The sequence below is a fragment of the Companilactobacillus zhachilii genome (genome assembly GCF_003606365.2).
Classification (GTDB): domain Bacteria; phylum Bacillota; class Bacilli; order Lactobacillales; family Lactobacillaceae; genus Companilactobacillus; species Companilactobacillus zhachilii.
Window position 1 is genome coordinate 2,610,844 of sequence record NZ_CP031933.2, and the last position, 14,318, is coordinate 2,625,161.

Consider the following 14,318-nt stretch of genomic DNA (forward strand, 5'->3'; position numbering starts at 1 on the left):
TATGAAAACAGTTGTAATTACAGGTGCCGCTTCTGGTATGGGACTTTGCGCAACTAAAAAGTTTTTAAATAATGGCTGGCAAGTTGTGATGGCCGACTACGATATTAAAAATGGTCAAGCTCAAGCTGATTTATTAGCCAAAGAATTCAAGGATGCGGTTCAATTCAGACAAACTAACGTTGCTGATGCTAAGTCGGTCGCTGATTTAGCAACCTTCAGTCATGAAACTTTCGGTAACATTGATGCCCTAATTAATAATGCTGGAGTCTTTGTGAAGGGCGCTTTGCATGAAGTAGGCGAAAACGATTGGGATCGAATTATGGCAATTGACGTTAAATCTGTCTATTTAATGACTAAGAGCTTTGTTCCTGACATGATTCAACAACGTAACGGCGTTATATTAAATACCGCCTCAATTTCCGGCTTGATGGGCGATTTCAACATGGCTGCTTACAGTGCCGCCAAAGGTGCCTTAACCAATCTTGTTAAATCAATGGCCTTAGATTATGGAAAGTATGGTATTCGAGTAAATAATATCGCTCCTGGACCAACTAATACTCCAATGTTCCAACAAAACCCTCAAGCCGTTATTGATGAATTTAAAAATGCTAGTCCGATGAAGAAAATCGTTGAACCAGAAGATATTGCTAATATGATGTTTTTCTTGGCCAGTGATGAAGCTGCTTCTGTTACCGGCCAAAACGTTGGTGTTACAGCTGGTTTCGGCATTTATAGTAGTCAGCCTCAACAATAAATTTACGTAATAAAAAAATAAATAACATTAATTCGAGCAAATGGGTTCCATTTTCGCGCAAAAGAAGGCATACTATATACATTGTATTAGAGTTGGTTAGAGACTTAATTTTTCATTCGAATGGTTACTTTCTGAGATTAGCTTAATAATGCAAAAAAAGTTGCGCAAAAAGCGCTGGAGGTTCTCATTCATGGAACAAGGTACAGTTAAATGGTTTAACGCTGATAAAGGTTTTGGTTTTATTACTCGCGAAGATGGTAGTGACGTATTTGCTCACTTCTCAGCTATCCAAGGTGATGGTTTCAAGACTTTAGACGAAGGTCAACACGTAACATTCGACGTAGAAGACGGCGACCGTGGACCACAAGCTACTAACATCGTTAAAGACTAATTAGTAGTTTAAAATTTTAAAGGGACTTTAGTAATCAAAATTATGATTACTAAAGTCCCTTTTTTTGATGTCCATTATAATTAACTTACAATTAATTGTTCTATCTCCTTAATAGTTTAATATATAAACCAAAATATTATTTGATTATAAAAAAATACCATTTTCGTAAAAGATTCTTACAAAATATGAAGTAAATAATTTTATCCCAATTCTATAATTTGAAAGTGACATATAGTGACAATTTGTACATATTTTCTCACTAAATATATAAACAATCAGGGGGATATTTATGAGATTTCAACAATTAAAACGTGATCCTAACGCAATCATGAGGAAAAAGTTAGTCAAATCCAAGAAGGCGTGGGTCGTAGTAAGTAGCCTTTCCTTTGCTGGTGGACTATTACTTCTAGGAGGCCCAAATACCATTGCTAAAGCCGATGTCACCACAGAATCAGCTAAAGTAGCGACCGTTGTTGCTCAAAGTAATAGCGTAGAAACCCAGGATTCCACGCAAACTACTCAATCGAATAATAAAGAAACCAGCCTAACGGGCTCAGACACAACAGTTAATAGTGATTCTAAAAATCCAATCGACACTTCTGCATCCTCTAACATAGACAGCAATACAGCGGAAAAGGATACGAAAATAGCTACAAATACTGTAACGAAAGATGACAATGCAACTCCATCATCTGAAGAAAATTCCACTGTAGAAAATGATTCCATTTCGACTCCTTCAGGAGCACCTGTTACTTCAGCTGCTAAAATATCTACATTTTCGTCTACCACACCTACCGACGTAGAGGATAAAGTGATCCTTACTGATAGTTCAACCACTAAAACGAGTGACTCAGCAAGCGCTGATTCTAACAATCTTAAAGATAATGAAAAGGTAACTAATGAGTCAGTAGTTATAGATCCGGTATCAACCGACTTAACTGCCGATAAACTAACTAGTGATGCACTTGCAGCCCCCATTTCCGAAGACACCAGCGTCACCACTGATTCTGGTACTGGTTGGACCTATGATTCAACCAGTACAACCTTAAATATCACTGGTCAATTGGATGATTTTAAAGGTGGAGATACAGAGCACTGGGGCGGAAATACAGGCTCAATCACCACAGTTAAAGTGACTGCTCCAGTTAAAGCACCTACCGATTCATCATACATGTTCGCAAATATGACAAGCTTAAAAACCATTGATATCGCGAAACTAGATACTAGCAATACGACTAACATGCAGGGCATGTTTAAAAATGATACTAATATAACAAACATCGATCTTTCTAGTAATAATTTAAGTACAGCCACAGACATTAGTCATATGTTTGAAAATGACACTAGACTTACAAATGTGGATATAGCTTCTGGTAACACAACAACTGACCCTAGACCCGGTAAACCGTTTAAAAAATTAACAGATGCAAGTTACGCTTTTGCAAATGATATAAACCTAACAAATATGGATAGTTTGAAGAGTTGGCAAGGCTGGTATCTTACTGATTTAAGTGGCATGTTCAAGGATGATGCCAAAATAAAAAGTTTAAATCTTAGTAATTTAATGTGGACCATGATGGGAGGAAGACCTAATACAGGTGATTCTTCCATCGGTGAAGGTATGTTTGATGGAACTGATTTACAATCAATTACTTTAAGTTCATCACTATCCTTCAGCCCTAAAACTGCCCTTACCTCATCGTATGGTGGTCAGTGGACATCTAACGTTGGTGAACTATCCGGCAAATCATTCAGTTTTCTAGGTGTACCGTTGATTGATAATTCTGGTACAGCAACTAGTGGTATTGGTAGTTTATACAACGGTAAAGCCGTATCTAATGATATTACACTTACTTATAATGCTAACAAATTATCTGATGGTACTACTGTATCTAATTTGATTACTATTAACACTAATCATGGTCCGATTTCATTTATTGCCCAAGGAACAGTCGGTCAATCTAGCACTATTAACGTTCCAGACACATTTAAATTTGAAGATGGAAATACATATACAAGAACTTCTGCCCCCACCGTTCAAGTAACTTTTAATCAAACACAGTCTACAGCAGCTAATGAAGCTACCTATGTAGGTGCTCTAATCTCAAATGGTACAGCTACTATTTCCACTAATGATGGCAATCAAGTGGTTAACGATATCTCTGGACATATTGGTGATACCGTTGATATCACTGTTCCTACTAAAGAAGGCTATACACCTGATAAATCCACTGTTGCTGGTATCATCCAACCCGATGGTTCTGTCAAAGTAACTGACACTGTTACTTACATCGGTAACGAAATTACTGCTCCTATTACTATTTCTACTAATAAAGGGGAAATCACAGTTAATGACGTTACTGGTAAAGTTGGCGATACTGTTGATGTTACAGTCCCTACTAAAGAAGGTTACACACCCGACAAGTCCACTGTTAAAGCTACTATTAATCCTGACGGATCCATCACTACTTCTGATACTGTTAAGTATAGTGGTAATTCTATTACAGACGGCAAGGCAACCATTTCTTCTAACTTGGGAAATCAAGAGGTCGATAATATTGCTGGTACCGTTGACGATACTGTAACAGTAACAGTACCAATTAAGACAGGTTATACACCTGACAAAACTACTGTTTCTGGTGTCATTCAACCTGATGGGTCCGTTAAAGTTACTGACGCCATTACTTATACTGGTAACTCCATTACAAATGGTTCAGCTTCAATATCCTCTAATGACGGTGAAAAAACTGTTACTGATATCTCTGGTAAAGTTGGTGATACTGTTGATGTCACTGTTCCTACTAAGGAAGGTTACACACCTGACAAAACTACTGTTTCTGACGTCATTCAACCTGATGGGTCTGTTAAAGTAACCGACACTGTTACTTACACTGGTAACTCCATTACAAATGGTTCGGCTTCTATCTCTTCTAATGATGGTGAGAAGACCGTTACTGGTATCTCTGGTAAAGTTGGTGATACTGTTGATGTCACTGTTCCTACTAAGGAAGGTTACACACCTGACAAAACTACTGTTTCTGGTGTCATTCAACCTGATGGGTCTGTTAAAGTAACCGACAACGTTACTTACACTGGTAACTCCATTACAAATGGTTCGGCTTCTATCTCTTCTAATGATGGTGAGAAGACCGTTACTGGTATCTCTGGTAAAGTTGGTGATACTGTTGATGTCACTGTTCCTACTAAGGAAGGTTACACACCTGACAAAACTACTGTTTCTGGTGTCATTCAACCTGATGGGTCTGTTAAAGTAACCGACAACGTTACTTACACTGGTAACCCTATTACAGATGGCTCAGCTTCTATCTCCTCTAACGATGGTAATAAAACCGTTACTGGTATCTCTGGTAAAGTTGGTGATACTGTTGATGTCACTGTTCCTACTAAGGAAGGTTACACACCTGACAAAACTACTGTTTCTGGTGTCATTCAACCTGATGGGTCTGTTAAAGTAACCGACAACGTTACTTACACTGGTAACTCCATTACAGATGGCTCAGCTTCTATCTCCTCTAACGATGGTAATAAAACCGTTACTGGTATCTCTGGTAAAGTTGGTGACACTGTTAATGTCACTGTCCCTACCAAAAAAGGCTATACATCTGACAAAAACACTGTTTCTGGCGTCATCCAACCTGATGGGTCTGTTAAAGTTACTGATACTGTTACTTACATCGGTAACGAAACTACTGCGCCTGTTACTATTTCCACCAATAAGGGAGAAGTTACAATCAAGGACGTCACTGGTAAAGTTGGTGATACTGTTGACGTTACCGTTCCTAATAAAGAAGGTTACACACCTGATAAAAACACCGTTAAAGCTACTATCAATCCTGATGGGTCCATCACTACTATCGACTCCATTACTTATACTGGTAATCCCATTACAAATGGCTCAGCTTCTATCTCCTCTAACAATGGTGTGAAAACAGTTACTGGCATATCTGGCAAAGTTGGCGATACTGTTGACGTTACCGTCCCTACTAAAGATGGTTACACACCCGATAAGTCCATTGTTTCTGGTGTTATCCAACCTGATGGGTCTGTTAAAGTTACTGAAACTGTTACTTATACTGGTGATCCTATTACAAATGGCTCAGCTTCTATCCCCACTAACGATGGTGAGAAAACTGTTACTGGCATATCTGGTAAAGTTGGTGACACTGTTGACGTTACTGTTCCTAATAAAGAAGGTTACACACCTGATAAAAACACTGTTTCTGGTGTCATCCAACCTGATGGGTCTGTTAAAGTAACTGACATTGTTACTTATACTGGTAACTCCATTACAAATGGCTCAGCTTCTATCGCTACTAACAATGGTGAGAAAACTGTCACTGGTATCTCCGGTAAGGTCGGTGACACTGTCGAAATCACTGTTCCTACTAAAGATGGTTACACACCTGATAAAACTACTGTTTCTGGCATCATCCAACCTGATGGGTCTGTTAAAGTAACTGACGCTGTTACTTATACCGGTAACTCTATTACAAGCGGCTCAGCTTCTATCCCCACTAATGATGGTGATAAGACCATTACTGGTATCTCTGGTAAAGTTGGTGATACTGTTGACGTCACTGTACCTACTAAAGAAGGCTACACACCTGATAAAAGTATTGTTTCTGGTGTCATCCAGCCCGATGGTTCTGTCAAAGTAACTGACACTATAACCTATACCGGAGTTGATAATCCATCCCAGACACTAACAGTCAAAAATCCAGATGGTACAATTTCACAATTATTAATTCCTGCTGGTAAATATGGCGATAATCCTGTGTCAGTAACTGCTAAGGAAATGTCTGGATACAAAGCTCCATCAGTAATTGTCACTTACAATGCAGACGGAATACCAACAATTACAGATGCCATTGACACCTCAAAATCCATTTTAGAAACAGATGAACTTTCATATACGAAGAATCCATCTCATGGTTCGGGAACCGTTAAACCTGTAATTCCAAACTCCGACGAAGGAACAATTGAACACAAGGTACAAACAATTTCCACATATTCCGACAAACCAGACGTCGAACTTTACCAACTAGGTGCTGATAACAAGATGGCTCCAATCACAAGTCGCTATCTAGCCACAGCCTCAAACTGGTACAGCGATGCTACAATCACAATTGATGGAATTAGCTACTTCCGTGTTGCTACTAATGAATGGGCTAAAGTTGGAGAAGTCTATCCATATCAAGCTCTCAATTTACACATCAGAACTTACGACGATTCTGAAAAAGATCTCTACAAGGCTGAAAACGTCCTAATTACTAAAGAAACTCTCGCTCCAGACAGCAGTTGGATTACTGATCGTGAAACTTACGTTATCAACAATACTAAATACTATCGTGTTGCTACCAACGAGTTTGTTAATGCTAATGATGTCTATGTTTACTCACCTGTAAATATGATCGTAACAACTCATGCTGACAAATACACACCTCTTTACACTGCTAAGGGCACTGAAGTCACAAATAGAACTCTATCAAATAATACTAGTTGGAAAGTTGATAGTGTCGTATATATCAACGGTGACAAGTATTACCGCGTCGCTACTAACGAATTTGTTAAAGCTAGTGACGTTGATGTCGAGAATTATCGTTAATACAAGTCCAGATAACACAAAAGGTCCTATCGAACTTATTTAAAAGTTCGATAGGACCTTTTTATATAGTCAGCGGCTCTAAAACGAGCTACAACAGGTCAGCTCTCTATTTTAAAACGAGTTCCACAGGCCAATTTCTTCCGCTTTGCCTAACTTCCCAAATCATTCGCAAAACCCAGCGAATAATTCGTGAAGTCATGCAAATGCTCGGAAATTACCGGGCCTGTTCCACTCTCTTATTTTACTGAGTAATTAGGAGCTTCCTTAGTAATAGTAACATCATGTGGATGTGATTCTCTCAAACCAGCATTTGAGATTTGAACGAATTGTGCATCTTGTAGTTCCTTCAAGTTATGAGCACCAACGTAACCCATACCTGAACGCAAGCCACCAAGCAGTTGATAAATTACATCGCCAACGGCACCTTTGGCAGCAACTCTACCTTCGATACCTTCCGGAACTAACTTGTTAGCTTCATTAACACCACTTTGGAAGTAACGATCTGATGAACCATGTGACATGGCAGCTAAACTACCCATTCCACGGTAAGTCTTAAAACGGCGACCTTGATAAATTTCGAATTCACCTGGTGCTTCGTCAGTACCAGCCAACATTGATCCAAGCATAACGGCGTTACCACCACCTGCTAGAGCTTTCACAATGTCACCTGAATACTTGATACCACCATCGGCAATAATTGTCTTACCGTATTCGTGAGCAACACTTGCTGCATCATAAACGGCAGTTAGTTGAGGAACACCAACACCGGCAACGATTCTTGTTGTACAAATTGAACCAGGTCCAATACCAACTTTAACAACATCAACACCAGCATCATAAAGTGCTCTTGTACCTTCAGCAGTAGCAACGTTACCAGCAATTAATGTTGCCTCTGGGAATTGTTCTCTAATTTGAGCAATCTTTCTCAACACACCAGCTGAATGACCGTGAGCTGTATCAATAATAATTGCGTCAGCACCAGCCTTAAGTAATGCTTCAGCACGTTCAAATGTATCACTTGTCACACCAACAGCTGCAGCAACTAATAGGCGACCATATTGGTCTTTAGCAGCGTTAGGGAATTCTTTAACTTTTTCGATATCTTTAATTGTTACTAAACCACCTAAACGACCATTTTTGTCAATCAAAGGTAGTTTTTCAATCTTATGTTCTTGGAGAATTTCTTCAGCTTCTTTAAGTGATGTACCAACTGGAGCTGTGATTAAATCTTCACTTGTCATAACAGAGCCAATTTTAACAGAATAGTCTGTAATGAAACGAAGATCACGGTTAGTAATAATACCAACTAATTTCAAATCTTCTGCATTTGTAACGATAGGAACACCACTGATACGATAAGTACCCATCAATTTTTCTGCTTCACTAACTTTATCATCGGCTGTTAAATAAATTGGATCGATAATAACGCCGTTTTCTGAACGTTTAACTTTTGAAACCTCGTCAGCTTGTTGTTCAACACTCATATTCTTGTGAATAACACCTAATCCACCTTGACGAGCCATCGCAATAGCCATTGGTGCTTCGGTAACTGTATCCATACTTGCACTCAAAATTGGAGTGTTTAGTTTAATATTCTTAGCTAATTGAACTGATAAATCTACTTCATTTGGTAAAACGTGACTCTCTGCTGGTATTAATAAAACATCATCAAATGTGAATCCCTTTTTATCAAATTTTGTATCCCATGCCGACATGATATTCCTCCTAAGATTTTATCTTTACCTATTAGTGGGTAAAATTTATAAACATGGTATCTAATTTTTCTAAGTTAGTCAATTAAAGTTTGTGAAAAAAAAGAACCTATCGTTGATACGACAAGTTCATTAATACATCTTTATAGATATAACTTTATAATTTAACAACTTCTGTTTTTTTAAATAAAAGTCAAAACTACGCTTCTTCAAACATAATTTATATTTGATGATATTGCCCTTTTTGGAAATTAATTCGTCAATGCGATATAGATCATCGTTATAATTCCGTTTTAAATAATCAGCTGTTGCGCTATCAGCTGATATCTCGGCTATAACATCTTCATCTTCTAGGGCCCTTTTACAAGCTTGAATCATTCTTCTACGAATAAAATCATTTATAAACAACGCAATAATTATACCCGATATTATCAGCAAAAGTAGCCCACCATATAATTCCATAGTAACTACACTGGTTAGATTCATAATCATCAACACTTTTTATAATTTTATTTAAATAAATCATATCATTTCAACATTATTGTTATCAAATTGGACGCTTAGTATACATGTTATAATTTGGCACTTTTTTATCTTCATGGTAAGATTTCTCTACAGATGTTTTAGGGGGACTATTTAAATATGAAAAAGTTAGTTCGGGACAAAATACCCGATATTATTCCTGACGAAGCTACTTTTGAAGTTCTCTCCAACGAGGACTATCGACTGTCACTCCGTGACAAAATCACCGAAGAAGCCACCGAAGTCAAAAACGCCGAAACACGGGCTAATCTAGTCGAAGAATTAGGGGACCTCGAGGAGGTTATCCGTGCTATTTTGGAAGACGCATCCATTACTTATGAAGAAATGGATAGTTTGCGTCAGGCAAAAATTAATCAAAAGGGTAAATTTGCTCAAAAATTTGTTATGATAAAACCCGATGAAGAATCGTAATAGTGTTATGGTTCTTCTTTTTGTTTGCTTGATTGCGATTCTTGTATAAACGTTTACGGGACTAGGGTGTGTCTTCAAATTATTTATATTATAGATATGCCGTCTCCAGATTCGGACAGTGGTTACTGGCAGTGCGGAACGGCCCGAGCCACGGTCTCGGACCTCGGTTTAAGCCTTGCAAGTTCGGCAAGTCTTAAACGCGCCCGGTGCTATAAGAACGACAAAAACGGTCGTCCTAACACCACTTTCACTGCCATTAACCACTGTCCAAATCTTCCGACTAGTTCTTTATTAACTCAAGGATAGCTTGATACCACAAATATTTTTCATGGCTTTTATTACCATCTTGATAGGACTATGGAACAACCATACTATATAAAATATTTATCCTTGTCAGAATAGATTCTTATCAGACTAACTTGAAGACAGACCCTAGTTTGAACCAAAGAACAACCTCGAAACTCGCTTTTGAACTTTGCATTTTTTTGGCTTCTGATTCAATTTGTACATCAAAACAAAACGGTTTAATATGGTACTTATACTTTTAATAGAAAGAAGATTACAATGCAAATCTTAACTTTATTTTTGGTGGCATTAGTTGCTCTTGAGCACATTGGCATCGCCGGTTTAGAAATGTTTGCTAAACCTGAAATTCAAGCTAATGCTTTTGATATGCCAGTTAACTTTGTAAAAACCAAAGAAGCACAAACTGCTTTAGCCAATCAAGGCATTTACAATGGTATGCTCGGCCTTTTAATTTTAGTAATGATTTTATTTTTCACTGGTTCAGTTTTAAAAACGATTTTAATTTTATTGATGCTCTATATCATCGTAGTAGCAATTTACGGCGCCGTTACAGCAACAAAGAAAATCCTTTACCTTCAAGGTGCACCAGCACTAATAGCCTTGATTTTTGTTGCCATTTTTTATCATTAAGGTAATTATTTATATGATATAAATAATCAACAACATCAAATTTACTAAAGTTAAAAAATAGTCGGAAGAGCTGAGAAAGATTAACAGGCAGTGAAAGTGGCGTTAGGGCTTTAGCCCTTACACCACCGGGCGTATTTGAAGACTTGCTTGCAAGGCTTCAAATCGAGGTCTGAGACCTTGGCTCAGGCCGGTCCGCACAGCCAGTTAATCTTTCTCAGCTCTGGAGACGGCACAACACAAGTAATTTACAAAGAATGGAAAACAAAATGAAAAAAGATTCATTATTAAAGAGTTCCTTATGGATCTCACTTAGTGGGATTCTTTCCCGTATTCTCTCGGTTGTCTACATCATCCCGTGGAATATTTGGATTGGGCCTGTTGCTGTCGGAGCTGCAAATGCTTTGTATGGTAAAGTCTACAATATCTACAACTTATTTTTGATTATCGCAACCGCGGGTATTCCTTCTGCCATTTCTAAAGAAGTCGCCGCTCATAACGCTTTAGGTCGCTTTGATCAAAGTGAAAAACTTTTTAAAAAATATACGATTTACATGTCCTTAGTCGGAATCGTCTTAGCACTGATTATGTTTTTTGGGGCTAAATACGTTGCTATTGTTTTGGCAGCCGGCGATATGCGCGTTGTAACGCCAATCAAATACTTGAGTATCGCGATGTTGATCATTCCGGCACTTGGTATTTTGCGTGGTTATATTCAAGGATATGCCTTTATTTCTTATTCAGCTTTTTCACAAGTTATCGAACAAATTGCTCGTGTAGCATACATGCTTTACGCTACTTACACAATTATGATTTTACAAAAGGGTAACTATATGTCAGCTGTTAACCAATCAACTCTGGCATCATTCATTGGTGCAACGCTTGCCTACGTATTCTTACTTTGGATTCGAATTAGAGTACGCCGTTCGGTTACCGTTACAGATATTAAAACAACTGCTGATATACCAACCGATGAAAATGTTCCAGAAATCAACTTCAGTTCTATGCTTCGTTCAGCTATTCCATTCTTGCTAGTTGATACGATTATGACCGTTCTACAATTGTTTGACCAAACTACATTTACTTGGATTTATGAACTGATTCTACATGCCAGTCAAAAAACTATCGATGATCTATATGCGATGTTTGGTTTCCAAGCTAACAAGTTGATCATGGTCCTAGTTTCTCTAGCTATTTCAGTTTCTGCATCAGTTATTCCCGCACTTTCAGCAATGGTCAGCCGTCAAGTCGGTGCCGAACAAATTCAAAAATTGATGCGTAATATCGTTCAATTTACCTTGTTCATCATCTTGCCCGCTACTTTCGGTATGATTGCTATCAGTCGTCAGCTTTGGACTGTTTTCGTTTTCTACGACCAGAGTATTCTTGGTTCCAAAGTTTTGATGGTTTCTTGTTTGGAAGCTTTCTTCTACTGTGTCTTCCTAATTTTGGAAAACATTTTGCAAGTCTCTCATCATGTCAAAAAATCACTTGTCTACTTAGTGATTGCATACCTACTTAAAATTGTTCTACAACTACCATTAACCCTCGCTATGGGCGTTTATGGACCTCTAGCAGCCTCAACAATTGCTTTCATGGTTATGGGACATTTTGCTTTCCGTTTGATCAACAAGCAATTTAACGTCGTTGATAAAGAACTTGCCAAAAAATTATTCAAGATTTTCATCGATGGCTTAATCATGCTAGTTGTCGTGGTTATCGCTGATTTCTTGGTTGTGAAAGTTATTTCTGACGCCACTAAGATTGGTGCTACTATCGTTATTATCATCTGTGGTTTGATTGGGGTTGCCGTTTACGGATTCCTCAGTTACAAAGATGGTTCATTGAAGATTTTGAAAGATATTCGTGATACAAAGATTTATTAAAAGTAAAACGAAACATATTCAGCTCTTGAGCATTAAAACAAACGAGACTAGTAACCCGATTTTTGGGTTGCTAGTCTCGTTTGTTTTAAGCGAAAAAAGCTATACTTTACTGAGCGATACGAACTTGACCTGATCCACTCTTGATAATTAATGGATGACTACCATTTTCACGATAACGTTGTCCACTGCCAGCTTTTTTGATGCCATTTAATTTGAACTGACCAGACTTAACTGAAACATCCAAACCATCACTAGTTAACTGATATAAATCAGTCCGTCCATTGTGTTTATCCAATTCACCATGACCTGTAATCGTTAATTTACGAGCAATGGTCGTCCCATTAGAATGTTGTAATTGTAAATCTTTAACAGTTAGATCATTCAATTTCAACGTTCCATTCAACTGTTCAATTTGAAGATGATTTAAAGTTTTAGGAGGTAATGTCAAAATAATTTTGGCACTCTGACCTACTTCCCACTGATGTTTTGAAAAGTTATTCTCTGTGATACTTAATTGACCGTCTATTTGCTTGATTTGACACTGTTTTTGACCTACATTGGTCAACTGTAAATTAGCCTTTTGTCCTGTTCTAACTTGGATAGCAGCCGTGCGTACCGAAATATCAATCGAGTTGATTTTTTCAGCCACATTCATATTTTTAGTTTCCAATTTTGTCATTGTAAACTGATTAACATTCAAACGTTGATTAGTATTCGCTGTCCAACCAATCAAGCCAACAATCACGACAGTAACGATTGCAACTAGTATAAGTAAAGCAATTAATATTTTTTTCATTTTATTCCTCTTAACTATGAATGAATAATTTTTACATTCATTCATTTTCTTTCAAAAAAAATAATTTTAAAATATGCTTATTTTAAAATCACCAATAAAATCCCATCAATTAAGTCATTTAAAACTTGGAAATAATTATCTGTTTGAATCTCACTTTGATGGAAATCTATAACTGTTAAGGCATTGAACAAACTAATAATTCGTTCCTTCGACATGCCCACTTTCAACAGTTTACGTTTCTCCCAGCTATCAATCAAAGTCATTAAAGTCGCATAAACCACACTATCAGTTACTGCGTTTTTATTTGTTTTAGAGATTTGACGATTGAGGGCTGCGTTTACAAACCATTCTTGCAAGATTAAATTGGCTTGCGACTGTTTTAAAATCTCTTGAACTATCTTGCGCACTACTTTTTTAGGATCACCAGTTAAATCCACTTCACTTAAAATGGACTGCTTAACTTGTTCATTTTCAGCGTTATAAATATCAATAAAAATAGCCGATTTAGAAGGATAGAAATTATAAAAGGTGCCGACAGCCACCCCTGCTTTGGAAGCAATGGCCGCAATATTAGTTGCCTTGAAACCTTGCTCTAAAAATAGCTTTCGAGCTGCATCATAAAGCTTTGCTTGTTTTATCTCCATCAGAAATTACCTTTCATCATTTTATGAATGAATAATAATTTAATTCATTCATTTTGTCAAACGATATTTTTATACATCATTTATTTGAACTATAATAATGGTATATATTCCTAGGAGGTGTTTTTGTATGGCGTACGATAAAAAGTATATGGAACTTGCAGCTAATGAAGCTCAAAAAAATGTTGGTACTCATGAGGGTGGTCCCTTTGGAACTGTCATTGTTAAAGATGATTTAGTTATCGCTCAGGGACGTAATCACGTTCTTTCTAGCAATGATCCAACGGCTCATGGTGAAATTTATACAATTCGGAAGGCATGTAAAAAATTAGGCACCTACGATTTATCCGATTGCGAATTATACACCAATGCTTATCCCTGCCCAATGTGTCTTGGAGCAATTATTTGGGCTAACATCAAAACTTGTTATTATGGCAACACGGCAGAAGATGCGGAAGAAATTGGTTTTCGTGATGATAATATTTATAAATTTATGAATGACGGTTGCCAAGATAAGAGTATGTTGAATCTGGAGCAACATGATCATGATTTAACTATTAAGTCATTTGAGAGTTTTGCGGATAACGCTGAAAGTAAGATTTACTAAAAATAATAATCTCTAAAA

11 protein-coding genes are annotated in these 14,318 nt (G+C 37.4%); 7 read left to right on the forward strand and 4 right to left on the reverse strand.

All coding sequences use genetic code 11. From position 1 onward, the window contains the following. Position 1 precedes the first annotated feature (1 nt). From D1B17_RS12040 to D1B17_RS12050, 3 genes are all read left to right on the forward strand, one after another. A complete protein-coding gene (locus D1B17_RS12040; protein WP_120141384.1) occupies positions 2–754 on the forward strand; it encodes an SDR family NAD(P)-dependent oxidoreductase in 753 nt (250 codons plus the stop codon). 190 nt (positions 755–944) lie between these two features. After that, positions 945–1,145, forward strand: coding sequence for a cold-shock protein (locus tag D1B17_RS12045; RefSeq protein WP_120141382.1), 201 nt, complete (start codon positions 945–947; stop codon positions 1,143–1,145). A gap of 289 nt (positions 1,146–1,434) precedes the next feature. Beyond that, positions 1,435–6,771: a beta strand repeat-containing protein gene (locus D1B17_RS12050; RefSeq protein ID WP_120141380.1), complete on the forward strand. Its 5,337-nt coding sequence runs from the start codon at positions 1,435–1,437 to the stop codon at positions 6,769–6,771. Positions 6,772–7,007: 236 nt separating this feature from the next. On the opposite strand, the gene guaB is transcribed toward D1B17_RS12050, so the two are convergent. After that, positions 7,008–8,486 carry an IMP dehydrogenase gene (gene guaB / locus D1B17_RS12055; protein ID WP_120141378.1) on the reverse strand — a complete coding sequence of 493 codons (1,479 nt, stop codon included), beginning with the start codon at positions 8,484–8,486 and terminating at the stop codon, positions 7,008–7,010. 129 nt (positions 8,487–8,615) lie between these two features. Then, positions 8,616–8,945 (reverse strand): hypothetical protein, encoded by a 330-nt coding sequence (locus D1B17_RS12060; RefSeq protein WP_137432133.1) that lies wholly within the window; start codon positions 8,943–8,945, stop codon positions 8,616–8,618. Positions 8,946–9,125: 180 nt separating this feature from the next. Here D1B17_RS12060 and D1B17_RS12065 point away from each other — a divergent pair, with 180 nt between their 5' ends. The 3 genes from D1B17_RS12065 to D1B17_RS12075 all read left to right on the forward strand — a co-directional run bounded on the left by D1B17_RS12065 (position 9,126) and on the right by D1B17_RS12075 (position 12,256). Then, positions 9,126–9,437, forward strand: coding sequence for a nucleoside triphosphate pyrophosphohydrolase (locus D1B17_RS12065; RefSeq protein WP_120141374.1), 312 nt, complete (start codon positions 9,126–9,128; stop codon positions 9,435–9,437). A gap of 564 nt (positions 9,438–10,001) precedes the next feature. After that, complete coding sequence (locus D1B17_RS12070) at positions 10,002–10,373, forward strand: DUF1304 domain-containing protein (RefSeq protein WP_120141372.1); 372 nt, start codon at positions 10,002–10,004, stop codon at positions 10,371–10,373. Positions 10,374–10,639: 266 nt separating this feature from the next. Further along, complete coding sequence (locus tag D1B17_RS12075; RefSeq protein WP_120144149.1) at positions 10,640–12,256, forward strand: putative polysaccharide biosynthesis protein; 1,617 nt, start codon at positions 10,640–10,642, stop codon at positions 12,254–12,256. 106 nt (positions 12,257–12,362) lie between these two features. Here the strand turns inward: D1B17_RS12075 and D1B17_RS12080 are convergent, their stop codons facing one another. Both D1B17_RS12080 and D1B17_RS12085 read right to left on the reverse strand, forming a co-directional pair. Further along, on the reverse strand, positions 12,363–13,052 hold the full coding sequence (locus D1B17_RS12080; RefSeq protein WP_166806686.1) for a DUF4097 family beta strand repeat-containing protein: 690 nt from the start codon (positions 13,050–13,052) through the stop codon (positions 12,363–12,365). Between the two features lie 77 nt (positions 13,053–13,129). Continuing rightward, the gene (locus tag D1B17_RS12085) at positions 13,130–13,696 is read right to left on the reverse strand and encodes a TetR/AcrR family transcriptional regulator (RefSeq protein WP_120141368.1); all 567 of its coding nucleotides are present in this window, start codon (positions 13,694–13,696) and stop codon (positions 13,130–13,132) included. A 127-nt stretch (positions 13,697–13,823) separates the two neighbouring features. Here D1B17_RS12085 and D1B17_RS12090 point away from each other — a divergent pair, with 127 nt between their 5' ends. Next, entirely contained in the window at positions 13,824–14,300 is a 477-nt protein-coding gene (locus tag D1B17_RS12090) for a nucleoside deaminase (RefSeq protein ID WP_120141366.1), read from the forward strand. Positions 14,301–14,318: the final 18 nt, after the last annotated feature.

Coding starts and splice junctions, on each gene's coding strand:
- D1B17_RS12040 (WP_120141384.1), top strand. CDS start 2: ATGAAAACAGTTGTAATTACAGGTGCCGCTTCTGGTATGGGACTTTGC.
- D1B17_RS12045 (WP_120141382.1), top strand. CDS start 945: ATGGAACAAGGTACAGTTAAATGGTTTAACGCTGATAAAGGTTTTGGT.
- D1B17_RS12050 (WP_120141380.1), top strand. CDS start 1,435: ATGAGATTTCAACAATTAAAACGTGATCCTAACGCAATCATGAGGAAA.
- guaB (WP_120141378.1), bottom strand. CDS start 8,486: ATGTCGGCATGGGATACAAAATTTGATAAAAAGGGATTCACATTTGAT.
- D1B17_RS12060 (WP_137432133.1), bottom strand. CDS start 8,945: ATGGAATTATATGGTGGGCTACTTTTGCTGATAATATCGGGTATAATT.
- D1B17_RS12065 (WP_120141374.1), top strand. CDS start 9,126: ATGAAAAAGTTAGTTCGGGACAAAATACCCGATATTATTCCTGACGAA.
- D1B17_RS12070 (WP_120141372.1), top strand. CDS start 10,002: ATGCAAATCTTAACTTTATTTTTGGTGGCATTAGTTGCTCTTGAGCAC.
- D1B17_RS12075 (WP_120144149.1), top strand. CDS start 10,640: ATGAAAAAAGATTCATTATTAAAGAGTTCCTTATGGATCTCACTTAGT.
- D1B17_RS12080 (WP_166806686.1), bottom strand. CDS start 13,052: ATGAAAAAAATATTAATTGCTTTACTTATACTAGTTGCAATCGTTACT.
- D1B17_RS12085 (WP_120141368.1), bottom strand. CDS start 13,696: ATGGAGATAAAACAAGCAAAGCTTTATGATGCAGCTCGAAAGCTATTT.
- D1B17_RS12090 (WP_120141366.1), top strand. CDS start 13,824: ATGGCGTACGATAAAAAGTATATGGAACTTGCAGCTAATGAAGCTCAA.